Source organism: Rickettsiales bacterium, assembly GCA_035765535.1.
In the GTDB taxonomy this organism is placed as follows: domain Bacteria; phylum Pseudomonadota; class Alphaproteobacteria; order Rickettsiales; family JABCZZ01; genus JABCZZ01.
In genome coordinates this window covers 537,695-560,956 of the sequence record DASTXE010000003.1, presented here as the reverse complement: position 1 = coordinate 560,956, position 23,262 = coordinate 537,695, and the positions used below count along the sequence as shown (strand labels likewise).

Below are 23,262 nucleotides of genomic sequence, written 5' to 3'. Positions count from 1 at the left end.
TAGCATCGGTAATTTGAGGTAGACATGGCAACGTGGTCGCTTGACGATATTCCTTGGCATGCATTTGAGGCGAATAAGGCAGCTCCTGAGCTGGTGTCGCTGGTAAAAGCCGCCTGCATGGTGGAATATAACGGCAAGGATTACGGGCGCTATTTGCGCGAAGTATTCGTAGACGATCCGGAGATTTACGCCACCATCGAACAATGGGCTGAGGAAGAAGTCCAACATGGACAGGCGCTGCGCAAATGGGCGGAACTGGCCGACCCTACCTTTCATTTCGATGAAAGCTTCAAAGCATTTACAACCGGTTACCAGCTTCCGACTAACGTCACTACCTCTGTGCGCGGTTCACGTACCGGTGAGTGGGTTGCACGCTGCGTGGTAGAAACCGGAACCAGCAATTATTATACCGCCATCATGGAATATACGGATGAGCCCGTGCTCAAGGCCATTTGCTCCAAAATTGCTGCCGATGAATTCCGCCATTATAAACTATTCTACAAACTGTATAAACAATACCAGCAGAAAGAAAGCATCAGCCTGTGGAAGCGCATTTCCATTGCGTTCGGTCGCGTGGCGGAAAGCGATGATGATGAGCTTGCCTATGCTTTCTTCACAGCGCATATGGGAGTTCCCAACCAGCCTGCTTACGACCGCAAACTTTATGCCAAGCGTTATTTCCAGAATGTCGGAAGGCTGTATCACAGGAAGCACATCGACCAGATGATGGCGATGATTTTTAAGACCGTAGGTTTCAAACCGCATACGATGCTATATAAGATTTCCAGCGCGCTGGCGTGGAATGCCATACGCTGGCAAGCCAGGGCTTAAAAAAATGGGGGCCTGAGCCCCCATCTTCACGTATTACGCCCATTCCGGTTTGCGGTTGCGGTATTCACGGACATTGAGCTTCACAACATCCTCCAGCTTTCCTGTCTGTTTGAACACAGCGCGCTGACGGTCGGCACTCGGGCCACGCTCTACCAGCATCAGCAGATCAGCAAGATATTCCTGATAGCCGAGCTTTTTTGCATAAGGTTTCAATTTCTCCACCCATTCCCTTATATCCTCACGCATGGGTCTGGTCTTGCCGTCGATATTCATCACCAGCTCCGCATCCAGGCCGTGGCGCATGGCACGCCATTTATTCTCGCGCAAAATCCAGACCGGCGGATAGTGCCCGAACTCGTACCAGCTGCCATGATCCGCAAACCAGTGAGCGAGTGAATGGATGAATGCAACGATGGCCAATGTCTCATACAGTGTGGAGCAGCCGTCGCTGATGCGCAATTCAAGCGTACCGTAGCCGGGACTCGGGCGCAGATCCCACCACAGGTCTTTAAGCTGTTTGATCGAGCCGCATTTCTTAAGCGTCTCATATAAATTCTCAAAGTCCTTCCAGTTACGCACCGGATAAGGCTGCCCGGCTGTAGGCAGCGCTTCATAAGCGGTTGCGCGGCAGGAAGAAAGTCCTGTATCCGCACCTTGCCAGAACGGCGAACTTGCTGATAATGCCAGCAGATGCGGCAAAAAGTTGATGAAGAAGTTATTGAAGTAAATCGACTCGTCTCCGCTGCGCATACCGATATGGACGTGCACTCCAAAAATATTCAGGCGACGCGTGAGCCACTGATTGCGGTCGATAAGATCCAGATAACGCTCATTAGGGAAAATAATACTGTCTGAGTATTTTGCAATAGGGTGTACTGCTGTCGCCGCAAGCTCGATACCGAGCTGATCCGTAATGATGTCCAGCCCGTCCATGGTCGCCCGGAGATCTCTTTCGACATCCTGCACATTCGCGCATATGTCCGTGTTGATCTCGACTGTACTCAGATGCAATTCCGGTTTCACGTTCTTCAAATGGGAAGAAGCTTTCAATAACTCTTCCGCACGCTGCGCAAGATTGCAGGTTTGCGGGTCAATCAACTGAAGCTCTATTTCCACCCCCAGGGTTAATACCCCGTTACTTACAAACTCTATCTCGTCCTTTTTAGGGCGAAGGGGACGCGGTAGCTTTGATGCGACATTTTTCAATGTTCGATTAATACCTGCCGCAAGTGTTGTGTTCTCCATCGTCATTTCTCCTATAATCCTGTTATAATCCCTGTTGCTGCAACCAGTATTCAAGCACACCGACCTGCCAGAGCTTGGATGCTCCGAGCGCCGTCGTATGATTTAAGGGATGTTCCAGCATTTCATTAATGGCCTTGTATTCAAACATACCGCGCCTGCGCACGTTTTCCTCCGACAGGACGCCGCGGATAAACTCGAGCGTCGCACCATGCGGATAACGTAATGCAGGTACCGGGAAATAGCCTTTCGGACGGTCGACCACTTCGCGCGGCAATATTTTGCGCCCCAATTGCTTGAGGATATATTTGCCGCCGTCAGGCATTTTGTAGCGCAACGGCATTTTCATTGCTGCCTCGACCACCACTTCATCCAGGAACGGAACACGCGCCTCAAGGCTCGCCGCCATGGTCATATTGTCCACACGCTCCAGCGGGCCATTAGTTAAAGCGAACGTGCCTTCATAGACAAGAAGGTTATCTACCGTGTTTGCGGTCGCATTCTCCCGGCACATCTGTTCGAGGAAGGTGGCCGCATGATCCTCTGTGCGGAAGTCCGGCCGGACAAGCTGCAGATATTCTTCGTAGGTGTTATCCGCGACCGTATTCAGGATCGTGCGTCCGGACTGTTCCGGCGTCGTGGCGTCGTTCGCAATCGAGTGAAACCAGTGGTAGCCCGCGAACATTTCATCCGCGCCCTGCCCCGAAAGCACCACCTTCACATGCTTGGCCACTTCCTGCGAGAGCAGGTAGAACGCAATATTGTCATGGCTTGTCATCGGCTCAGACATGGAAGCAACGCACTGCGCCATCGAGTGCGTCAGCTGTTTGTTGGAGATATACATTTTGTGATGAGAGGTTCCAAAATGCTCTACTACCTTATCCGAGTAGATAAACTCATCCCCTGCTTCGCCGTTCGCACCTTCAAAACCGATGGAAAAGGTTTCGATCTTGTGGCCGCCCATCTGCGCCGCGAGCGCAACCAGCAGCGAGGAATCCAGCCCTCCTGAAAGCAGCACACCGACAGGAACATCCGCAGCAAGCTGGCGACCTGTAGCAAGCAGCAGCGCATCATGCGTCGCTTTCAGCCACTGGCTTTCGTCCAGCGATCCGTTCGCCTGATTTTCATCTACCTGCAGTTTCCAATAGGGCTTTACTTCCGTAGTGCCGTCAGATTTTACCGTCATAATCGATCCCGGCTTCAGCTTACGCACCCCGGAAAGAATCGTGCGCGGCTCCGGCACGGCGTGGAATGTCAGATAATAATGCAGAGCTGCCTTATCGATGGAGGTATCGATCCCTTCAAACTCCAGCAATGCCGGAAGCGTTGAGGCAAAGCGGAATCCATCCGCCGTATTGGCATAATAAAGCGGCTTGATACCCATGCGGTCACGCGCAATCACCAGCGTGCCGGTTTCGCGTTCCCATACCGCAAATGCGAACATACCATGGATGCGAGATACGCAGTCCGCGCCCCATGCATGATATGCTTTGAGCAGAACCTCGGTGTCGCTTTCGGAATAGAAGCTATATCCTTTGGCTTCCAGCTCCTTGCGCAATTCCTTGAAATTATAAATGGCGCCGTTGAAGACCAGCGCAAGCCCCAACGCATGATCCACCATCGGCTGGGCGGCACGGTCTGAAAGATCGAATATCTTAAGCCTGCGATGGCCGAGCACCAGCCCGTCCAGCTGGTACAAACCGCCACCATCCGGCCCGCGCAGCCATTGTTTCAGATTCGCATTCTCCAGATTATAGAGCGCTGCTCCCTGATTATTGAACTGGTATGATCCAGCAATTCCACACATAAAACCTCCTTAGTTTATTAATGCCTTGCCACGAACGGCAAGACAAAACCATGGCGCAAGGCGCCGCTTTCTGCATGACGGGATGCCAGCAGTATTCCGTTAATTCAGAGCTTAAGCTGCTCAATTCCTATTTTACCGTCACGAATAGTCGCGAACGTGTCCACCGGCATTTCTTTCCAATGCTCCATGGACTGGTCTAACGGTTCCGACACCACCACCACGCTGCTGGGGGGGACGGAAGCGCTGTTTTCATTAATTTCCTTCATGCAATCCGCATGAGTGGAGTAGTACTGGCTATGCACCATTTTTTGCGATGAATAGCGTATCGTATAAAGCGATTTACCGTCACTGAGTGCACAAGACATCACCAGCCGGTAGGGAACTTGTTTTTCATCGCATGCGCGCCGCACCCTGAGGATCACTTTTTCCAGCGCTGCTTTCGGATCATCCTGCAGTCCGTAAGTGAGGGCAAGCAAGAAAAGGGTTTCGCTATCCGTTGTTCCCTTTAGATACGAAAAGAACTCCGGTGCAATGTCGAATTGGAGCTCCCTTCTTAGCACATCAAAGCTTTCAAGACAACCATTATGCTGGAAAATCCAATTTTTATACTTGAATGGGTGGGCATTGGTACGCTGGATCGCACCTGAGGATGCGGCACGAATATGTGCCATAAAAATGCGCGCGCGTATCTGCGAACAGAGTTCATTAATATTTTCATTTCCCCAGGCAGGCTCGGCCGTTTTAAATAATCCCGGCTCTTCCCTGTCCATGTACCAACCCAAGCCGAAGCCGTCACCGTTCGTTGCCAGAATGCTGCCATCCGGACGAAAAGAAAATTTCGAATTCAAACTTTGCTCTACCAGCGAGTAAGCCGGTCTCGTTACCAGCGTATCAATATAAATAGGCTTGCCGGCATACGCTATCCACCTACACAATGGAACCTCCTTTTCAAGAAATTGAACCGTAAGGTTGAAACTGGCCGACAACAGGTATAATTTGAAGTGGAAATATTTGTAAAGTGTGTTTTATCAAGCGCTGTATAAGGATCGCATGAATTTATTCGAAAAAATGGATTATTTCTTACGCGACGGCGGATGGAGCATCCAAATCGTAGTAACGCTACTGCTGACATTGCTTGTCAGCATCGTGCTGCAGTGGCTCGTGCGCCGGAAGCGCAATACCGTGCATGCCCACCGAGACACGTGGAAATACGCCATCTTTTCCGCGCTTTCCGCACCGCTGCGCGTTTTCATCTGGGTGGGCGGAATTACAATCGCGCTTAATATACTGCACGACCGCTTCCCTGTGCATATTCTCAGTTCGCTGCTCAATCTCCAGCCGACGCTGAGCATCCTGATTGTAGGCTGGTTCATGCTGCGTCTGACGCGGCATGGCTTTAAGCTGGCCACGGAACATCGCAGCAATATGAGCATGGCTACACTCGACGTTCTGGAAAAGACAGCTACCATTGCTATCGTCATTGCACTGGCCTTATCCATCCTGCCCAACCTTGGCATCAGCATCAGCGGATTGCTGGCATTTGGCGGTGTCGGCGGCATCGTGGTGGGCCTTGCCGCCAAAGACATGCTGGCTAATTTCTTCGGCGCGCTAATGCTGCATTTCGACCGCCCGTTTGCCATTGGTGACTGGGTACTTCTTCCGGAAAAAGATATTGAAGGGAACGTTGAACATATCGGCTGGCGGAAAGTCACTCTCCGCACACCCGACACAAGGCTTGTCTTCATTCCCAACTCCATGTTCGGCAATCTTATCCTCGCCAATCCCGGCCGCATGACGCACCGGCGCATATTAGAAACGATCGGTGTGCGTTACAATGATATCGACAAGCTTCCCCAGATCACGGAAGCGATACGCAAGCTGCTGCATGGCAATCCGCATCTCGATCAAACTTCCGGTATGGTCGCGCATCTGGATAAATTCTCGGCCTATTCCGTGGACATTATCGTCAGCGCTTTCACGCGGCGCACGACCTGGGCTGATTACCTTGCGCTGAAAGAAGGAATATTGCTGGAGATCAATCGCATTATTACAGAACATGGCGCTAAAATTGCTTTCCCAACGCAGGCGCTGCAGATCGAATCGCTTCCGCAGGCCGAGGCAGCACTTCGTTCCGCCTGACAAATTTTTACATTTCATCAGGAGTTACGCATATGACACTGACGCTTCAGTCCACGGCATTCCATCATGAAGAAACGGTTCCTAAACGTTATACATGCGATGGCGGAGATGTATCACCGCCGCTGATATGGTCAAATGTTCCGCGGGGGACACGCAGCTTTGCATTGATTGTCGACGATCCCGATGCGCCGGACCCAGCCGCACCGAAAATGACCTGGGTGCACTGGGTGCTCTATAATATTCCGCCGTCCTGCACCGGATTGCAGGAAGCCATAAAGCAATTGCCCGACGGGACGCGCGAAGGCATAAATGACTGGCATCGCACCGGGTATGGCGGCCCGTGTCCGCCTGTGGGCCAGCACCGCTATTTTTTTAAACTCTATGCATTGGATACTATCCTTGAGCTTCCAGCCAAAGCCACAAAACCGCAACTTGAAACCGCCATGCGCGGGCATGTGCTGGAGCAAGCTACCCTGATAGGAACTTACAAACGTTCCTGATCCGCTATTTCTTGCCGATTTCTACCGGTACGCCACTATGTGCATCCGCAGCCTGCTCTACTGCTTTCCAGTTTATTGCCGCACCGTTTGCATGCGCACGAACGACATCTTCCAGTTCCTTGAATTTCTCCGGACGCGGTGTGTGGAAAATTCCGATCGCATCGTCCTGCGCCTGTGTCGGCGAAACCTCCAGAAACAATTTATCGTCCTGCCAGCCGATCTTATACGGCGCATCGATAACCGTGACCATGGTGCCTTTTTCCACCGCCTTAAAAAGGGTTTCGATGTCTTCAGGATACAGGCGAATGCAGCCATGGCTTCCACGCCTCCCAATGCTGTAAGGAGCGTTCGTGCCATGGATCCTGTATCCGGACCAGCCTAAGTTCATCGCATAGAGACCGAGCGGATTATGCGGTCCTGCGGGCACTTTGTCGGGTAAGGTAGGATCTTCCTCGCGGATGGAATCGGGCGGAATCCAGACCGGATCTTTGCGCTTCAGCACAATCTCCGTCACACCGAGCGGTGTTTTCCAGCCTTCGCGGCCTATGCTGACCGGAAATGTCAGCACGGTATGCTCATCGACAAAATAGAAAAGACGCAGTTCCGGCAGGTTCAATACTATACCGTTATGCGGGCGCGGCAGCACATAGGCCGTCGGCAGAAGCAGCGTCTGCCCTGCTTTGAGATTTTTCGGCGTCACGCCGGGATTAGCGGCCAGCAACGCCACAATGCCCACATCAAAGCGCCGCGCCAGAATATAAAGATTATCTCCGCGCTGCACGGTATAATGGCTGGCACTTCCCGCCATATCCCCATTGATGGTGTAGGAAGCAGCCTGTGCCTGCGATGCACTAAGGCACAGAGATACCAGCAAGCCTCTTATGAGTCTCGAGAAACAATTTTGCATATTCTCTCATGATACTAATATATCGGTCCTGCTGCTTGATTCCCGTCAAACAGGCAGAAAGATTATCCCCAGTGCCGCACGCGGCCTGTGTCGATATGCACGAAACCGGTAGAAGGATAATAGCCCACTCCTCCCGCACGCATGCTCAGGGCCGCCTGATGCAAATAGGACAGATCTTTTCCCGGCAGGCAAATATCGATTGCCTTTCCTTCCATGTGCAGACTGTGGTTTGCGACGCCGTTTGAATGCTCATGCAACATATGATTGGTTTTGGGCGAGCGATAACCGGAAATCACATGGAACTCTCCTTGCGTTTCCATCAGCTGCTGCAAGCGGTACAGCTGCTCGAAAAGCGCCGTATCCATTGTATGAATATCTCCCGTGCGGTAGTCCCTCAGGAAATGCCTTAACTCCTGCAGAGCGGAAGAGACATACTGCCCGTTCTCACGGTAGGTAACTTTCAAAGACTCACCGGTATGGATATTATAGAATGCCAGTTTCCGGTCGGTTTTATCGGCGAATGCGAGGCCTGGCACTGCGGCAGTAACAGCAACACACAGTCCCATTTGGATAAACTTACGGCGAGAAAATTCATGCATATTCCGCAGAATAACATAAAATCTGTGCCCTGTTAAGCCTGATTATGGTGCAATTCCTCTTCCAATACCACACGGAGGAGAGCCGGATGGAGCATATTCCGCTTGCCGTACCGGCTGTAAATATGCAAGAATTGCGGGATTAATCATTATAATAGCTTCATGCATACCAAAACCATCATGATCGTGGAAGATATGGAATTCGACCGGCAGATGATTGCTTCTGTGGTCGAAAAACTCGGCTTCCATTATATTGTCTGCCATAGCGGGGATGAAGCTATCAATCTGCTCAAACAACAGCATGACAATATCGACCTGATGCTTTTGGATCTCTTTATGCCGACCATGGACGGCATTTCCATTCTCGGCCATTGCAAATCGCGTTATCCGAATCTTCCTGTCGTCATGGTGTCCTCCACACAGAGTGAGGACGATCTTGAGCAGATACGCAAATGGCGCGCCAATGCTTTTGTGAGCAAGCCTATAGATTTCCAGAAGCTCAGCGACGCGATTGTGACTGTATTGGAAGATACCGAAAAGAAGGACGCATCAAGCGGCTAGCACGTGTACGCCGCGTTCGTTCTCCAGCGTTATATATTTATCGCTGATACCGAGAATCGTTTCCGTGCTGCCCAGCAACAGCACACCGTGCTTTTCAAGCATACGGCTGATCTTTTCCAGAATACCGCGCTTGGTCGGCTCATCGAAATAAATCAGCACGTTGCGGCATAATATAATATCGAACTTTCCGAGCATGCCGATTTCCTCCAGCAGGTTTTGCTGGCGGAAGGTCACCATTGAGCGCAGGTTTTCATTTGCCTGCCACGTACTGTCCGGCAGCTGCTTGAAGTATTTCAGCAGCATCTGGATAGGCAGCCCGCGCTGGATTTCAAATTGCGTATAAATTCCCTGTTTCGCTTTCTCCAGTACACGCGGCGAAATATCGGTGGCAATGATTTCATAAGTGAAGCCGCTCATCTTTACTGCTTCTTCCAGCAGGCACATCGCAATTGTGTAAGGCTCCTGGCCATTCGAGCATGCCGCACTCCAGATGCGTATCTTTCCGCCGCCTTTAACCTCTTTCAGGCGCGGTAGAATCACCTGGCGGAACTGGTCGAACGGTTTCTGGTCGCGGAAGAACATGGATTCATTCGTCGTCATGGCATCTACGACCTGAGCAATGACTTTTTCATCCGGTTTCGACCGTATGAACCGCACGAATTCAGGAAGGGTTTCGATTTTGAAAGTGCGCGCAATCGGCAACAGGCGGCTTTCCAGCAGATACGTCTTATCCGCCGTGAGCGCAAGGCCGGAACGTTTTTTCAGCAATTGGCTTATGAATTCAAATTCATCTGTATTCATGCGCAGGCCTTTACGATATAAGGAGCAATGTCGTCAATCGCTAAAACAGCGCTACACAATTTATTTTCCGTTACTGCACGCGGCATTCCCCACACGACAGAAGTACGCTCGTCCTGAGCAATAACCGTTCCGCCCGCGGCCACTACTTCACGCGCACCTCCCAAACCATCGCTTCCCATACCGGTCAGAATCACCGTCAGCAATCCCTGACCGTAAATCTGCACCAATGATTTGAGCATCGGGTCGACAGAAGGGCGGCAATAATTGATCAATGGCTCCTGATTCAGGCGTATCCGCACCTGCCCGTTTGCCTTTTCCGCTGTCATATGAAAATTACCCGGAGCAAGATAGACCGAACCCGGCGCCACGATGTCGCCATCCCTGCCTTCCACACTGGGACGGCCGGTATACTGGCTGATATGATGCGCCAGAATTGTCGTAAAGGTCGGCGGCATATGCTGCGTAATAAAAATAGGCACATTAGGAAAGCGTGGTGACAGCGCTTTAAAAAGCGTTGCAAGTGCCTGCGGTCCTCCCGTGGATGATCCGATAGCCAACGCCTTAACAGGATGCGCCGGATATTTTACCGGCACACTCATCTGCGGAGTGACTACTGCCAATTCCGGTTTATTTTTTGCCGGCTCGGCAGCCACTGAAGGCCTTGAAGGTTGAGAGCGAAATTTTCCTGAAAGCGCCTTAATCTTGCGAACCAGCTCTTCGTAGAACTGTCGGGTTTCGTTGTCACCTCCGCGTGAAGTGGGTTTGGTAACATAATCCGAAGCGCCAAGTTCCAGAGCACGTAAGCTGATTTCAGCATTGCGCATAGTCAGGGTGGACACCATAATCACACGGGATCTAGGCGATAACTGCAATAATTGCGGCAATGCTTCAAGCCCATCCATTTCAGGCATCTCCACATCCAGCAGAATAATATCGACTGCCGCATTTTTAATTCGTTCTAGCGCAATTGCACCATTGGATGCAACGGCTACTACCTCGATTTCGGGCACATCATTGAAAGCACGCGTCAACAGACCGCGAATAATAGCGGAATCATCTACGATCATGATCCGCACAACGCTGTCAGCATTAGTTGACGACTGCTGTGCTTCGTTCATTCCAGAATCCCGACTTGCATAAGTTTATTGGTGATAATTTCTTCGTCGAAAGGCTTCATGACATACTCATTTGCCCCTGCCATGATAGCCTGCTGAATATGGCCCATATCATTTTCCGTGGTACAGAACACCACAACCGGTTTGTCGCCTCCAGGCAATGCGCGCAGCTTCGGAAGAAAATCGATTCCGTTCATGACCGGCATATACCAGTCCAGCAGGATGAGATCCGGCAGTTGTTTTTCGCAATAAGCAAGCGCCTGTGCGCCATCTTCCGCTTCCGCAATGGCAAATCCCAGCTTATCGATAATCCGGCTGGCCACCTTGCGTACTACCCTGGAATCATCCACTATAAGACACGTTTTCATAACCGTCCCTGCTGGTTGAATCTATCTCATTCCTTAAACATCGCGTCAATATCATCCTGCGACGGGGCGCTGCCGGGCAGCTGCGGGCCATTGAGCAGGTGCTGATCTTCACGACTTGCGGCAACTTTATGCAGTTCATCCACATTGATGGAGCCGTCGCTCAGGAAAAGCCCGGTCAGGCGGCGTATTTTCTGTTCGGTGAATTCCAGCGCCTGCATTACTTTGACGATACGCTGGCCCGTCAGATCCTGAAAATTACAGGCTTCATATATGCGTGTGGTTGCGGCCATGAGCTTTTCTTTTGAGGCCTCATCCAATCCTGCTGCCATAGCCACCTGCTGGATTTCGTCGGCGGCATCCATAATCCCCTGAGCCGCTTCTTCCGTTGCCTTCAAGACAGCGTCCAGTTGAATGGCTGCCGTTCCCATCTGCTTTCCGCCTTCGGATTCCGGGGTCAGGGCTGCGATCTCATGCTTCGTCGCTTCGATATGGTTGGCAATCTTGATAATTTCATCGCGCAGGAAAGCATCCAGTATCGAAGTATCGCCATCCGGAGACACAAGCTTTGCAACACTTTCCAGAATCGGGCTCAGGTCATCCAGCGCGATGCTGCCTTTTTTCGCGCGTATAAGCATCACCTGTTCGGCAATCGCGCTGTATATGGTTTTACCCACCATCTTACTATCCTTTATTAGAATTGCCCAACAACGCTGACGAGCTTGCTCTTAAGCGTTTCCGCGCTAAACGGTTTTACGATGTAATTATTCACGCCCGCTTCCTTAGCAGCGATAATATTTTCAGTCTTGCTTTCTGCCGTCACCATAATGAAAGGTGTTCCCTTCATCTTATCGTCCGCGCGTACGTTCTTGAGAAGCTCAAGCCCGGTCATCGGCTCCATATTCCAATCGGAAATCACAAGCGAATATGTTTTCGTGCGCATCTTGCTTAATGCCATGCCGCCATCGGTTGCTTCGTCCACGTTCGTGAACCCGACCTGGCTCAGCAGATTGCGGACGATACGCAACATCGTTTTATTATCGTCCACGATTAAAATCGGCATATTCTTATCAACGGCCATAAATACTCCTATCGTTTTGCCACTGCCTTATCGTATAAGATACATATTAATTTTTTACTAAAAAAAGCTAAATTTGTTCAGTGGATACCACTTCTCCACTGTTGTCTCATTTATAGATTCAGCAGGGTTTTAATATCCAGGATCACAAGCAGTTCACCGTCCAGCTTGTAAATGCCCGATGTGACTTCCTTCCAGTAGGCAGAAAGATTGGCCGGATTCTTTTCCATCTGACTCAGCGGCAGTGTGATTACCTCTCCAACGGAGTCCACAATGAGGCTGAAGAACTCACCGCCATGTTCCACAACGACACTCATGACCGTTGCCATATCACGATTTTCAATTTTATGCAGGCCGAGGCGCTCGCGCACATCATAAGCAATCACAATCCTGCCGCGCAGATTGAGGGAACCCGCCACTTCTTTCTTTGCCAGCGGAATGCGCGTCACTTTCAACCCCTGCAGCACATCCTGCACTTGCAATACCGGAATACCAAATAGCTGGTTCTCCACGCGCACGGTCACATATTCCCCGCTGCCTATGCTTGCTGTCGCTATTTTTGCGGCTTCCGCCGCCTGCAGTTTCTGGGCCATCAGACAGTCTCCTTGTCTTCATGTTGCAGCACGGATGCTATTGCCTGCAGCAGCCCTACACGATCCGTTTTCAGCACTACTTCGCGCACGCCGACCTGCTTGCCCTTTTGCATCACCTGTTCGTTTCGTGTGGATGTGAAGGCGAAAATCGGAATACGCGCCAGCCTTGAATCGCCGCGGCAGATGCTGGCAAATTCAAAACCATCCATTTCCGGCATTTCGACATCTGTCACAATCACATCGAAGTCCGGCTTCGATTCTAATGTTTCCAGCGCTTCATGGGCACTTGCAACCGCCGTCACTTTATAGCCTACCGATACCAGGAACGGCATGGTCAGGCTGCGGAAGAACGGGCTATCCTCAACCAGCAGCAGCTTGTACTGCTTTTCTGTTTTAACAAAAGCCCCTTCCACGTCATTGATTCCGACAATATCACGCAGCAGATGCGATACATCTACGATATCGGTCGTCTTGCCCTCAATAACGATGCTGCCCATGAAGCCTTTTTCAGATGTCGCCATCTTAATATCGTAATTGGCTTTAACGATGTCGATAATCTCATCGACAACCAGCCCCAGCGTCTTACCATCATAAGTGAAAACGATGACTTCTTTCGTACCGCTTTCCGGCACAGGCACTTTATCTTCCATCATGCGCAGACGCATCAGGTCATCGCGGTACTGGACAACGGGGCGGTCGCCCGCCATTTCCACCGTTGTCATGTCTATTTTTTCCAGACGCGACACTAATTCCAGCGGCACTGCTTTGGGTGCACCCTTGCCTGCCTTGAACAGCAGGAAGTTCACCATATTCATATCCAGCGCGGCCTGTTTCATGTCTGCTACGGCATCACGGCCCCCGGCGATTTCCTGCTCACCCGTGGCACGCGCCAGACCATTAGGATCAAGAATCATAATGATACTGCCATCCCCCAGGATGGTATTGCCTGAATAAAGCGTTACGGCCTTCAATATTTCGGACACCGGTTTGACCACGATTTCTTCCATATCGAACACGCGGTCCACGATGACCCCGAAATTATAACCGCCCACCTTACAGACCGCTACGAATGCGGTCCTATCGCGTGCCGTTTTTTCCGAAGAAAGACCGAGCACCTCCGCCAGCGATATCAAAGGTAGCAATTTGCCGCGCAGCCTTAGAATTGCCGCGTTGTTAATATGCTCGATATTATATTCTGCACCCTGCCCCACGCGCACAAGTTCCTGCACGTTAATCTGCGGCAATGCAAAGCGCTCGCCGCTAGCCTCTACGATCAGGACGGATACAATTGCCAATGTCAGCGGAATCTTGATATTGAATTTCGAGCCCTTGCCCATCACTGACGTCAGTTCAACCGTACCGCCGATCTTTTCGATATTCGTGCGCACCACATCCATGCCGACACCGCGCCCGGAAAGGCTCGTGACTTTTTCCGCCGTGGAGAATCCGGGGCGGAAAATAAACTGCGCAATCTGCTGGTCGGATAATGTTGCCAGTTCCGCTTCGGTCGCCAGTCCATTTGCGACAATTTTCTGTTTGATCCTGGCGATATTCAGCCCGCGCCCGTCATCGGAAATCTCGATAATAATATGGCCGCCCTCATGAAACGCGGACAGTGTAATAACACCGGTTTCCGGCTTTCCTGCCGCGCGGCGCTCGTCCGGCATTTCCAGCCCGTGATCGGCGGAATTGCGCACCATATGCGTCAGCGGATCCTTGATCATTTCCAGCAGCTGACGGTCCAGTTCGGTTTCCGCACCGAACATGCGCAGTTCTATCTTTTTCCCGAGTTCGTGCGAAAGATCGCGTATCTGGCGCGGGAACTTCGCCCAGGCATTTTCGATCGGCTGCATGCGGGTCTTCATGATCCCTTCCTGCAGTTCCGATGTGATGTGGCTTAAATGCTGCAGCGGCGCGGCAAATACCTGGTCGCTGCGCGTCCTGACAATCTGCAGCAGCTGGTTACGCGTCAGCACCAGCTCGCCAACCATCTGCATGAGGTTTTCGAGCACGTCCAGATTCACGCGGATCGACTGGGCCTGCACTACACCTACCAGCGTTTCTTCACGCTCTTTGGGTGTATTGGCCGTCGCTTCATGCTGCGCAACCGGACCGCTTGCCGCCGGAACGGCCGCAGACTCCGGTTCAGCGACCGCAACGGGGCTTTCCTGCACAACCACTTCCTGTACAGGTTCCGGCACCGCTCCCGATGCTTTTTCTTTTATCACTCCCGATTCGGCAAACGCATTCAGGCGCCCTGTAAGCTCCGAATCATTTCCTTCCGGTTCCTGCCCGTGCTGCCCCAAATAATCCACAATCATTTTGACGCAGTCCAGCGATTCCAACACCATGGAAATCGCACCGGGAGAGACGGGAATTACCTTATCGCGAATTTTGCCCAGCACGTTTTCGCCGGCATGCGCTACCGCTTCCAGACGCGGCAGCCCCAGAAATCCACAAGTACCTTTAATGGTATGAACGAGGCGGAAAATATTACTCAAGACCTGCGCATTGCCAGGATCCTGTTCCAGCTTGACCAACTCAGAATCCAGCGTCGTGAGACTCTCCGAGGTTTCCGTAATGAATTCGCTGATCAGTTCATCCATTGCTCTCTCCGCTTATCCTGAAATGGCTGAGTTGCAGCCAGTGTTTGTAGTGTAGCATACTATATATACAATAAACTGCTTAATATCAGGTTAAGATGCACAAACTTATAATTATCAGTGGGATAGTGATTTATTTGCCACAACACCCCGTCCCGGGGCATTTCCGCGACGGTTTTAACACTTTAGCTTTGTAATCCGATTAACATGCTGGCATAATTGGGGGGAACATCGAGGATTTTCCCATGAGCACCCAAAAGAATATCCAGGACGAAGCCGTCCAGCCGAAGCGTACTCTCAGCATGAGCGATGTAGAGCAGCTCCTGTCCGATAATTCTTCTCATCAGCAGATGGAACTCGTCATTAAACTTTCGGATCTTTACGCCACTGAAGGCAACGGCGCGCTCAGCGAAAAAGAAGCTGGCATCGCCAATGAAATTTTTCATATCCTCATGACAAAAGCGGATGTGCTGGTGCGGAGCACGCTTGCCCTAAGCCTTAGCCAGACCGACAAACTGCCGCCGGATCTTGCAAAGCAAATGGCAAGCGATGTCAGTGAAGTCGCCTCTCCCGTACTCCAATATTCCGATGTACTCAATGACAGCGATTTGTCAGACATTATTCATTCGTTCGTAGACAGCAATAAATTAAGCGCCATCGCCAAGCGCGATACGGTATCGCGCGGCATTTCAGAGATGCTTGCAGATACCAGCATAGATGCGGTGGTCAGCGAGCTGGTGCGCAATGAAGGGGCTGATATCGCGCCTGCCACATTTGAAAAAATCGCCGAACGCCACAGCAACAGCCCGGAGGTGATGGAATCCGTCCTGCAACGCAGCAGCGTGCCAGTTACGGTGGTCGATAAAATCATTCAGCATGTTTCCAGCTCAATGCGCCAGCAGCTTGAACAACGCTATGGCAATCTTGAGACGATGAGAGAACTCAACAAAGCACTGGATGAAAGCGTGGAACTCTCTGCGCTGAAAATGATCGGGCTTCAATCCTCCGACCGGGATTTGAATAAATTACTTTCACAAATGGATGGCAAGAACCGGACAATGCCCTTCATCGCTCTTGGCCTGGCCAATCCGCAATTATTCGAGCTAAGCCTCGCGCGACTGCTCAAGCTTCCATTGCAGAATGTGCATGTATTAATGAAAGACCCGGTAGGCTTCAGGAAGGCCTATGACCAGGCGCAACTTCCCGAGTTGCTTTTCGATGCCACTGCGCTGGCCTTGCGTGCGATTCGTGAAGTCGAGCAGGAAAGCGCCAAGAAAAATGGCCGCAAATTGCCCTGCACACCGGAACAGATGAAGGACCGCATGAAGAAAATCGTGGGGAGAAAGAAAATGGCGGGGCTGGAAGAACTGTACAAGCTCATGGAAACCAGCGTTGCCTAAGAGGCCGAATCCCACGCCAGCCCTATCAGCTCTTTCTGTTAGGACTTTCCATGTAACGTTTGAAGTACATATGCTCTTTGATGGCTTCTACATCATGCATGATGCTGTCGATAGTCGCTAGCATCATCTCACGTGTATAAGGCTTCAGCATGTAATTGATCGCACCAGCGTCTATTCCGGCATAGATATCGTAATCCTGCACTTTCGCCGTTTGCATGATGACAGGAATATGGCTGAACCTGCTGCCTTTCTCCTTAATCTTGAGCAGGGCGGCCAATCCATCCATTTCCGGCATCATCCTGTCCATCAGTATCAGTGAAACATCCGGGTGCTGGTGCAGTACCTCTAAAGCTTCCTGGCCATTTTTTGCCGTTACTACGTTATGTCCCGCCTCTTCCAGATGGATGCGCATAATCTTTAAAGCATCCGGTTCATCGTCCACAGCAAGAATCTTATACATTTTCATTCCCTTTCGAAGATTAACTAGCCTGTTACTCTGACAATTTCCTCCGCGGCCTCCTGCAGGGGCAGCATTACCTCGAACAGCGCTCCTCCGGTCGGCACATTATGTGCATGGACGGTGCCATGAAACTGCTGCAGCAACCGCCTGGAGATAGCCAACCCCAGGCCTGTTCCCCCACCCTTGATGAGCACCTGGCGCCCGTTGATAAACGGATCGAAAATAGTCTCCAGCGCATGCTCCGGCACGCCCGGGCCCTCATCCACAATGGTTATCCTGATCGCAGGCACGGCAATGCCTGCATGCGGTACGTTCATCATTGAGCTTGCAAATGACCATTGAATATGCCCGCCTTCCGGCGAAAACCGGATAGCATTGCTCATCAGGTTCATAAATATCTGCTCGGCACGCCTTCCATCTACTATCACTACGTCGCTTCCCTCCACATCGCCGATAGTAACGGTGAGGCGTTTTTCATTGCTGAGCACCTGGGTAAATGAGACGGCATTCTCCACCAGTTTTCGAACCGAGTGGGACCTGCGATCGAATTCCATATTACCGGTTTCCATTCTGGAGAAGTCCAGGAGGTCCGAGACCAATGCACTGAGCCTGCTGCTATTATTGTATATGTCGGTAAAACATTCTTTCAGACGCTCTGTCTTGCCCTTATCGCAATCACTGGAGCCGATCTGCGCAAAATTCATGATGCAATGAAGCGGCGTCTTGAGTTCATGGGTCACATTGCCTAAAAATTCCGTTTTCAGCTGGTCTGCCTTTTCCGCCCTATCCTTGGCAACCTTCATCTCATGATGGCTGAGCTCGATTTCATCGAGCATGACGTTGATCGTCATCGAGAGACGACGGAAGGACCATAGTTCATCTTCCTTCATTTCCGGCGCCACCGGCAGGCCACGCTCATGGACAAAGTAATCGTTGAAATTCTTAAGCCGGTTCAGGATCGCCACGCGCTCCAGATGCACAACACTGCGCGTGATAATTTCCCTAGCATCCACGGGTTTGCAGATATAGTCTGTCGCACCGGCAGCAAAAATCAGCTCTTTATCCTCGGGCTGCGTCAATGCAGTCTGAATAAGAATGGGAATGCGAGCGATTACGGGATCGCTGTCGCGCCGTATCCTGCGGCACATTTCGCCGCCGTCCATCTGCGGCATCACAATATCGGAGATTACCATGTCGGGGCGGAAGGAGTGTACTTTCTGCAATCCTATCAGCCCATTCTCTGCTTCTTCAATATTACGGAAGCCTTCTTTCTGAAATACTTTCTTGATGATCATCCGGCTGAAGAGATCATCTTCTACAATCAGGATTCTGCATTCCAGTATCTCATTACGGAACCGTCTGCCCTCGCCTTCTTTCCCGCTTACCGGCTCCGCCATCCTAATCCTCCTGGATTATGCACCAACAAAACAACCGCATAGAAAAATAACGTTCGTTAATTATATATTGATACGCTCAGCAATAGCAATAAAAAACCCTATTTTAGGCTTTTTTATATTTTATTATAATACAATTTGTTATACATTGTTTAAGCATCGATGCCCTCGTTTTTGGGGTCAAAGAAATACCTCGCAATTTATATATTTTTTATATAAATTTTATCAATACTATAAATTGTTATGTTATCCACAGAAATCCAACCAGCAGCTCCAAGGCTGCCCTATAGCGCTACCAGATTATGCAGGGACACCGCTGATCTGTGCGGTCTTGCTACGGCGTTTCTTGGTTTTATAGTTATGTTAGGGTGGTGTACGCATAATGTCACCCTGGTCTGCCTCTCGCCTGTTTTTCCCTCTCTTTATTTTAATGCCGCGCTCTGCCTCGTCTTAAGCGGTGCCGGCCTCTATGCACTGGGCCGCATTCCCCGCTTTTCCGTTTTATGCGGCAGTGCTGTATGCATCATCGCTTTTTGCACGTTACTCGAATATATTTTTTCCATCCGTTTAGGGTTAGATACTTTCCTGATACAGCCATTTATCGTGGATAATCCGGCTACACCGGGACGGATGTCCTTTAATTCCGCTTTCTGCCTGCTCATGACAGGCGCGGCATTGTGTTTTCTGGCTTCCGCACGACATAAGCACATATTCTACCCGGTTGCCGCCATTACAACGTGCATTGCGCTCTCCCTGGCTCTGGTAGTGGCCTGTGGTTACATCGCTAATGTTCCGACATTGTATACATTTGGCAGCTCGCCTATGTCGCTCTATGGACTATTCGGCTTTCTTCTGCTGGGGATAGGTTTTTTCATCTATATATTGCATCATACGGAAGAAATTCCGCGCTGGATTTCCGTTCCGGTCTTCGTCATCGGCATAACTACAACGCTCGCACTCTGGCACGGCCTGACATTGCATGAAAATACTAAATTCCAGGCCGTGCTCGATAATGCCGCGGATGACGTGCAAACCGATATGGGGAAATATCTCAAGGAACTTTTCAATTCAGTGCAGCGTATGCAGCAACGCTGGATTAAAATGGACGGTACTCCCCAACTACTATGGCAAAGCGATGCAGCTGCTTATATTGATCATTATACCGCCTTGGTGGGTATGGAATGGCTAGATCAGGACGGCATCATACGCTGGGCCGTTCCCGCCAGCAACCGGCAGCTTATCGGCCGCAATCTCATGCAGGAAGCCGTTCGCAGGCACGCATTGTTAAAAGCGGTTTATACGCGTCTTCCGCAAACAACGGGGATTGTTTCCCTGATACAGGGAGGTAATGGCTTCCTAAGAATCTATCCTGTTTCCAGTCACGGGCATCCCAATGGGTTTCTGGTTGCGGTCATCAGCATAAACGCGCTGTTCGATAGCACCATACTACCGCAAGCGGATAATTATTATATCCGCCTGCAGGAGAATGGCAGGACCGTATTCAGTACTACCGATAATCTTCAGCGCAATCCCGGTCAATGGCATGCCGCCGGAAAGATTTCTGCGGATGGCCTGATGCTCGATTTCTCCCTTTTCCCGTCCGGTCGCATTCTACGCATCCAGCATTCGTCATTGCCTGATATTCTGCTGGGTATTGGCATTCTGATTTCGATATTGCTCACGCTTACCGTTCATACCAGCGGCGTGGCGCATCGCCGCTCGGCGGAAATCGAAAAAGCGAAATTCGCGCTCGAGCGCTATGCGACCGAACTGGAAGCAGCAAAGCGCAAAGCAGAAACCGCTAACGAAGCTAAAAGCCTGTTCCTGGCAAACATCAGCCATGAAATACGCACGCCGATGAACGGCATTCTTGGTATGGCCTATCTGCTTCAGGATACGCAACCCAACGAGCAGCAGCAGGAATACATTAATACCATCAATCATTCCGCAGGCAATCTTCTGCTTCTGCTGAATGATATTCTTGATATTTCGAAAATAGAAGCCGGTGCGCTGGTGCTTGAAAAAACCGTCTTCCCGGTCCGAAATGCTTTTCTGGAAACGGTTAAACTTTTCAGACTGCTTGCAAACGATAAAGGGATTGTCATTAAAGAGATTATCGACGAACAGGTGCCGCACTATATTCGCAGCGATCCGGGCAGGTTCACACAGATACTCACAAACCTGCTTGGTAATGCTGTGAAATTTACCCATAAAGGGTATGTCGAGGCTATTTTGAAATATGATACTGCAACAAGATTATTACATTGCGAGATCAAGGATAGCGGCATCGGCATTCCCCTAAACCGTCAACAGGATATTTTTAAGAAATTCATCCAGGGTGATGCTTCCATCAGCCGCAAATATGGCGGCACCGGGCTGGGTCTTGCCATTTCACGCCACCTTGTGCAGATGATGAGTGGTCATATCGCTTTTGAAAGCAAGGAAGGCGAAGGAACGCGTTTCTGGTTTACCCTACCGGTCGAAACCGCCAAAGCTGAAGATATCGTACGCGATACGAAAAATAAGGCTGTCAGAAAATCTAGCATTAATGCGGCCAGAGCGCATGTGATGATTGCTGAAGATCACCCTGTGAACCAGATACTGCTTAAAAAAATATTAGGTAAATTCGGCTTCACCCATATTGATATGGTGGAAAATGGAAAGCAGGCTCTTACGCAGACAGGAATCTCACGCTACGATGCCATATTCATGGATTGCCAGATGCCTGAAATGGACGGATATGAAGCCACTCGCCTCATACGAAAAAGAGAAGCCGAAGCAGGCCTTCATACGCCCATTATCGCCATCACTGCGCACACTATGGCCGGAGATAAGGAAATATGCCTGCAGGCCGGCATGGATGAATATCTCAGAAAGCCTATCAATCCAGCACAGTTGAAGAGTGTGCTCGAACAGTGGTTTGTCTTTCCCGATGCAGGCCCTGCCGCGCCGCCTGAAAATATCCCCGCAGGACAGGTCCTCGATCTTCAGCGGCTTCGTATGGTAGCAGATACGCCGGACGAGGAACGCCAGGTGATGTCCCTGTTCTTTTCCCTGGCAGAAGAAAAGCTGGCTATCATGGAAAAGTCACGTCGCGATACGGATCGCCAGGCATGGAAGGAAGCAGCGCATTACCTGAAAGGCAGCGCCAACAATCTCGGCATGCAGATGCTGGCGGAACAATGTCGTCTGGCAGAGATTCATCCTCAATCCGGCTCTACAATCAGTCAGTTGCTTACAAATATTCGCAGCGAGCTTGTGCGCGCCCGGGCTTATTTCGAAAGCCTGCCGCACTAACCTTTTAATGCGACATCAGCAGGGGAATATGCGTTTCTTTCAGCATATGCCCGGTGACACCGCCCAAAATCGTTTCATGCAGGCGCGTATGACCATACGCTCCCATTACCAGCAGTTCCGCCCCATATTCTTTTGCCTTCTGCAGCAAGGCTTCCGCCGTCGAGTGTTCTCCCCGGTCCAGCGCCACCGCATCGCAGGCAATACCATGCGTATTCAGATATTCCATTACCGGCGCTTCATCGCTTATCTTATGGCGCTGGCTGTGGCTACGCACTGTCAGTAAATGGACTTTCCCTGCACGTTCGAGAAACGGCATAGCGTTATAGAGCGCACGCGCTGCTTCCAGACCTCCGTCCCACGCAATGCAAATTACCCTGTTGAGCCACTCCCTGGGTATCGCCCCCTGCATCCTCGGTGCCAGAAGAACCGGCCTTCCCGTTGCGAACAGGATTGCTTCCAGATCATCCTGACTTATGCAGGTCTCGTGTTTTACGCCTCCGGTTACAATCAGATCGCTCATGCGTCCTTCCCGGGTTAGAATATCTTCTACCCTTCCCTGCCTGTGTATGAACCTGGCCGAGGGTTGGTTAGGCGAAACATCGGCAGCATTCAGAACGATATTATGCAATTGTGCATAATGTGCGGCATGCTCCTTTGCCTGTTTCAGCCGTTTGTCATTATCCTCTTCTATCGCCGCGGCAATTTCAGCATTTGCCGTCATGCCATCTACATAATAGAGCTCCAACTCCGGGGTTACGTGCAGAATGCGCAACTGCGCCGTATAATATCGTGCAAGCGCAAACGCCATGTTCATGGCATGTACTTCATGTTCCGTGCCGCAAGCAATATATAATATCGATCGTATGCTCATAATTCCTCCTCATGATTTGTATCAATCATATGCCTCGTTTCGCATGTGCGCTTTGACCAGAGTCAAGAGCGAGCATTTGATTTCGGTCAATGTAGCTTGCGGCATAACTGGTATCGTAAGCTTATCCGGTTTCCGGATTCGTTACTCATATAACCTATGGAGGAATCTATGCAAAAAGATCAAAAATCCTGTGCCGTTCCGGTAGAAAAGAATACCAGCGGCATTGATCTGACCAGCCCGGTGCTTGCCCTGCAACAGGAAGTCAACAAGGCATTCGCTAAATTCTTTGGCGATACTTTGCCTTCCCTCTGGCATTCTTCCGAGAGAATGTTTAATATCAGCCCCGCGATTGATGTAGCCGAAACGGAAAAAGAAATTAGAATTACGGCCGAATTGCCCGGTATAGATGCCAAGCATGTACAGGTAAGCCTCACGGATAATAGCATCACCATACGCGGTGAAAAGACCGAAGAGAAAAAAGAGGAAAAGCCAGGCTATTCGCGCCGCGAACGTTCCTATGGTTCTTTCCAGCGCACTTTGTCGCTGCCGGATTATATTAACAGCGATCAGGCGGAAGCCTCGATCGACAGGGGCGTGCTGGTCGTAACTGTTGCGAAGAAAGAAGGCGCCCAACATAAAACACGCACGCTTGAAGTCAAACAGGCGGCTTAAACTTAAGGAGTGACAGCACAAGGCGTGTTA

General features: G+C 50.7%; 22 protein-coding genes. 7 read left to right on the top strand and 15 right to left on the bottom strand.

The window, feature by feature from the left end; all coding sequences use genetic code 11:
* Positions 1–24 precede the first annotated feature (24 nt).
* Complete coding sequence (locus VFT64_05690; GenBank protein HEU5047322.1) at positions 25–831, top strand: ferritin-like domain-containing protein; 807 nt, start codon at positions 25–27, stop codon at positions 829–831.
* Positions 832–864: 33 nt separating this feature from the next.
* On the opposite strand, the gene VFT64_05685 is transcribed toward VFT64_05690, so the two are convergent.
* The 3 genes from VFT64_05685 to VFT64_05675 all read right to left on the bottom strand — a co-directional run bounded on the left by VFT64_05685 (position 865) and on the right by VFT64_05675 (position 4,866).
* Positions 865–2,076 carry a YbdK family carboxylate-amine ligase gene (locus tag VFT64_05685; GenBank protein ID HEU5047321.1) on the bottom strand — a complete coding sequence of 404 codons (1,212 nt, stop codon included), beginning with the start codon at positions 2,074–2,076 and terminating at the stop codon, positions 865–867.
* A 22-nt stretch (positions 2,077–2,098) separates the two neighbouring features.
* Positions 2,099–3,880, bottom strand: a complete 1,782-nt coding sequence (locus VFT64_05680) for an N-acetylglutaminylglutamine amidotransferase (GenBank protein HEU5047320.1) — start codon at positions 3,878–3,880, stop codon at positions 2,099–2,101.
* A 104-nt stretch (positions 3,881–3,984) separates the two neighbouring features.
* Entirely contained in the window at positions 3,985–4,866 is an 882-nt protein-coding gene (locus VFT64_05675) for a class II glutamine amidotransferase (GenBank protein HEU5047319.1), read from the bottom strand.
* A gap of 64 nt (positions 4,867–4,930) precedes the next feature.
* Between VFT64_05675 and VFT64_05670 the strand changes: the two genes are divergently transcribed.
* Together VFT64_05670 and VFT64_05665 are read left to right on the top strand one after the other, a co-directional pair.
* Positions 4,931–6,019, top strand: a complete 1,089-nt coding sequence (locus tag VFT64_05670; protein ID HEU5047318.1) for a mechanosensitive ion channel family protein — start codon at positions 4,931–4,933, stop codon at positions 6,017–6,019.
* A gap of 32 nt (positions 6,020–6,051) precedes the next feature.
* Positions 6,052–6,519, top strand: coding sequence for a YbhB/YbcL family Raf kinase inhibitor-like protein (locus tag VFT64_05665; protein HEU5047317.1), 468 nt, complete (start codon positions 6,052–6,054; stop codon positions 6,517–6,519).
* A 4-nt stretch (positions 6,520–6,523) separates the two neighbouring features.
* Here the strand turns inward: VFT64_05665 and VFT64_05660 are convergent, their stop codons facing one another.
* Both VFT64_05660 and VFT64_05655 read right to left on the bottom strand, forming a co-directional pair.
* Positions 6,524–7,426, bottom strand: a complete 903-nt coding sequence (locus VFT64_05660) for a L,D-transpeptidase family protein (GenBank protein ID HEU5047316.1) — start codon at positions 7,424–7,426, stop codon at positions 6,524–6,526.
* A gap of 62 nt (positions 7,427–7,488) precedes the next feature.
* On the bottom strand, positions 7,489–8,025 hold the full coding sequence (locus VFT64_05655; GenBank protein HEU5047315.1) for a YcbK family protein: 537 nt from the start codon (positions 8,023–8,025) through the stop codon (positions 7,489–7,491).
* A 159-nt stretch (positions 8,026–8,184) separates the two neighbouring features.
* Between VFT64_05655 and VFT64_05650 the strand changes: the two genes are divergently transcribed.
* Complete coding sequence (locus VFT64_05650; GenBank protein ID HEU5047314.1) at positions 8,185–8,583, top strand: response regulator; 399 nt, start codon at positions 8,185–8,187, stop codon at positions 8,581–8,583.
* On the opposite strand, the gene VFT64_05645 is transcribed toward VFT64_05650, so the two are convergent.
* From VFT64_05645 to VFT64_05615, 7 genes are all read right to left on the bottom strand, one after another.
* A complete protein-coding gene (locus VFT64_05645; GenBank protein HEU5047313.1) occupies positions 8,572–9,384 on the bottom strand; it encodes a protein-glutamate O-methyltransferase CheR in 813 nt (270 codons plus the stop codon). The two genes, VFT64_05650 and VFT64_05645, sit on opposite strands and share 12 nt — an antisense overlap.
* Positions 9,381–10,502 carry a chemotaxis response regulator protein-glutamate methylesterase gene (locus VFT64_05640; protein HEU5047312.1) on the bottom strand — a complete coding sequence of 374 codons (1,122 nt, stop codon included), beginning with the start codon at positions 10,500–10,502 and terminating at the stop codon, positions 9,381–9,383. Before VFT64_05640 ends, VFT64_05645 begins: the two co-directional genes overlap by 4 nt.
* A complete protein-coding gene (locus VFT64_05635; protein ID HEU5047311.1) occupies positions 10,499–10,867 on the bottom strand; it encodes a response regulator in 369 nt (122 codons plus the stop codon). The genes VFT64_05640 and VFT64_05635 overlap by 4 nt, the downstream gene beginning before the upstream one ends.
* A gap of 26 nt (positions 10,868–10,893) precedes the next feature.
* The gene (locus VFT64_05630) at positions 10,894–11,544 is read right to left on the bottom strand and encodes a protein phosphatase CheZ (GenBank protein ID HEU5047310.1); all 651 of its coding nucleotides are present in this window, start codon (positions 11,542–11,544) and stop codon (positions 10,894–10,896) included.
* A gap of 14 nt (positions 11,545–11,558) precedes the next feature.
* Positions 11,559–11,945: a response regulator gene (locus tag VFT64_05625; protein HEU5047309.1), complete on the bottom strand. Its 387-nt coding sequence runs from the start codon at positions 11,943–11,945 to the stop codon at positions 11,559–11,561.
* Between the two features lie 110 nt (positions 11,946–12,055).
* Positions 12,056–12,535 (bottom strand): chemotaxis protein CheW, encoded by a 480-nt coding sequence (locus VFT64_05620; GenBank protein HEU5047308.1) that lies wholly within the window; start codon positions 12,533–12,535, stop codon positions 12,056–12,058.
* Positions 12,535–15,141, bottom strand: a complete 2,607-nt coding sequence (locus tag VFT64_05615; protein HEU5047307.1) for a chemotaxis protein CheW — start codon at positions 15,139–15,141, stop codon at positions 12,535–12,537. The genes VFT64_05620 and VFT64_05615 overlap by 1 nt, the downstream gene beginning before the upstream one ends.
* A gap of 242 nt (positions 15,142–15,383) precedes the next feature.
* Here VFT64_05615 and VFT64_05610 point away from each other — a divergent pair, with 242 nt between their 5' ends.
* Positions 15,384–16,538, top strand: coding sequence for a DUF2336 domain-containing protein (locus VFT64_05610; GenBank protein HEU5047306.1), 1,155 nt, complete (start codon positions 15,384–15,386; stop codon positions 16,536–16,538).
* A 25-nt stretch (positions 16,539–16,563) separates the two neighbouring features.
* Here VFT64_05610 and VFT64_05605 read toward each other — a convergent pair whose 3' ends face one another.
* Positions 16,564–16,998: a response regulator gene (locus tag VFT64_05605; protein ID HEU5047305.1), complete on the bottom strand. Its 435-nt coding sequence runs from the start codon at positions 16,996–16,998 to the stop codon at positions 16,564–16,566.
* Between the two features lie 23 nt (positions 16,999–17,021).
* Positions 17,022–18,395 (bottom strand): response regulator, encoded by a 1,374-nt coding sequence (locus tag VFT64_05600; GenBank protein HEU5047304.1) that lies wholly within the window; start codon positions 18,393–18,395, stop codon positions 17,022–17,024.
* A gap of 357 nt (positions 18,396–18,752) precedes the next feature.
* On the opposite strand from VFT64_05600, the gene VFT64_05595 reads away from it, so the two are divergent.
* A complete protein-coding gene (locus tag VFT64_05595) occupies positions 18,753–21,689 on the top strand; it encodes a response regulator (GenBank protein HEU5047303.1) in 2,937 nt (978 codons plus the stop codon).
* A gap of 4 nt (positions 21,690–21,693) precedes the next feature.
* Here VFT64_05595 and VFT64_05590 read toward each other — a convergent pair whose 3' ends face one another.
* Entirely contained in the window at positions 21,694–22,560 is an 867-nt protein-coding gene (locus tag VFT64_05590) for a universal stress protein (protein HEU5047302.1), read from the bottom strand.
* Positions 22,561–22,728: 168 nt separating this feature from the next.
* Between VFT64_05590 and VFT64_05585 the strand changes: the two genes are divergently transcribed.
* A complete protein-coding gene (locus tag VFT64_05585; GenBank protein ID HEU5047301.1) occupies positions 22,729–23,232 on the top strand; it encodes an Hsp20/alpha crystallin family protein in 504 nt (167 codons plus the stop codon).
* Positions 23,233–23,262 lie beyond the last annotated feature (30 nt).

Bases quoted from the DNA above. Each gene is read 5' to 3' on its own strand.
- VFT64_05630 (HEU5047310.1), bottom strand. From the start codon at position 11,544: ATGGTGGGTAAAACCATATACAGCGCGATTGCCGAACAGGTGATGCTT.
- VFT64_05620 (HEU5047308.1), bottom strand. From the start codon at position 12,535: ATGGCCCAGAAACTGCAGGCGGCGGAAGCCGCAAAAATAGCGACAGCA.
- VFT64_05660 (HEU5047316.1), bottom strand. From the start codon at position 7,426: ATGCAAAATTGTTTCTCGAGACTCATAAGAGGCTTGCTGGTATCTCTG.
- VFT64_05650 (HEU5047314.1), top strand. From the start codon at position 8,185: ATGCATACCAAAACCATCATGATCGTGGAAGATATGGAATTCGACCGG.
- VFT64_05680 (HEU5047320.1), bottom strand. From the start codon at position 3,880: ATGTGTGGAATTGCTGGATCATACCAGTTCAATAATCAGGGAGCAGCG.
- VFT64_05670 (HEU5047318.1), top strand. From the start codon at position 4,931: ATGAATTTATTCGAAAAAATGGATTATTTCTTACGCGACGGCGGATGG.
- VFT64_05685 (HEU5047321.1), bottom strand. From the start codon at position 2,076: ATGGAGAACACAACACTTGCGGCAGGTATTAATCGAACATTGAAAAAT.
- VFT64_05600 (HEU5047304.1), bottom strand. From the start codon at position 18,395: ATGGCGGAGCCGGTAAGCGGGAAAGAAGGCGAGGGCAGACGGTTCCGT.
- VFT64_05640 (HEU5047312.1), bottom strand. From the start codon at position 10,502: ATGAACGAAGCACAGCAGTCGTCAACTAATGCTGACAGCGTTGTGCGG.
- VFT64_05610 (HEU5047306.1), top strand. From the start codon at position 15,384: ATGAGCACCCAAAAGAATATCCAGGACGAAGCCGTCCAGCCGAAGCGT.
- VFT64_05655 (HEU5047315.1), bottom strand. From the start codon at position 8,025: ATGCATGAATTTTCTCGCCGTAAGTTTATCCAAATGGGACTGTGTGTT.
- VFT64_05635 (HEU5047311.1), bottom strand. From the start codon at position 10,867: ATGAAAACGTGTCTTATAGTGGATGATTCCAGGGTAGTACGCAAGGTG.
- VFT64_05585 (HEU5047301.1), top strand. From the start codon at position 22,729: ATGCAAAAAGATCAAAAATCCTGTGCCGTTCCGGTAGAAAAGAATACC.
- VFT64_05605 (HEU5047305.1), bottom strand. From the start codon at position 16,998: ATGTATAAGATTCTTGCTGTGGACGATGAACCGGATGCTTTAAAGATT.
- VFT64_05645 (HEU5047313.1), bottom strand. From the start codon at position 9,384: ATGAATACAGATGAATTTGAATTCATAAGCCAATTGCTGAAAAAACGT.
- VFT64_05665 (HEU5047317.1), top strand. From the start codon at position 6,052: ATGACACTGACGCTTCAGTCCACGGCATTCCATCATGAAGAAACGGTT.
- VFT64_05590 (HEU5047302.1), bottom strand. From the start codon at position 22,560: ATGAGCATACGATCGATATTATATATTGCTTGCGGCACGGAACATGAA.
- VFT64_05625 (HEU5047309.1), bottom strand. From the start codon at position 11,945: ATGGCCGTTGATAAGAATATGCCGATTTTAATCGTGGACGATAATAAA.
- VFT64_05595 (HEU5047303.1), top strand. From the start codon at position 18,753: ATGTTAGGGTGGTGTACGCATAATGTCACCCTGGTCTGCCTCTCGCCT.
- VFT64_05690 (HEU5047322.1), top strand. From the start codon at position 25: ATGGCAACGTGGTCGCTTGACGATATTCCTTGGCATGCATTTGAGGCG.
- VFT64_05615 (HEU5047307.1), bottom strand. From the start codon at position 15,141: ATGGATGAACTGATCAGCGAATTCATTACGGAAACCTCGGAGAGTCTC.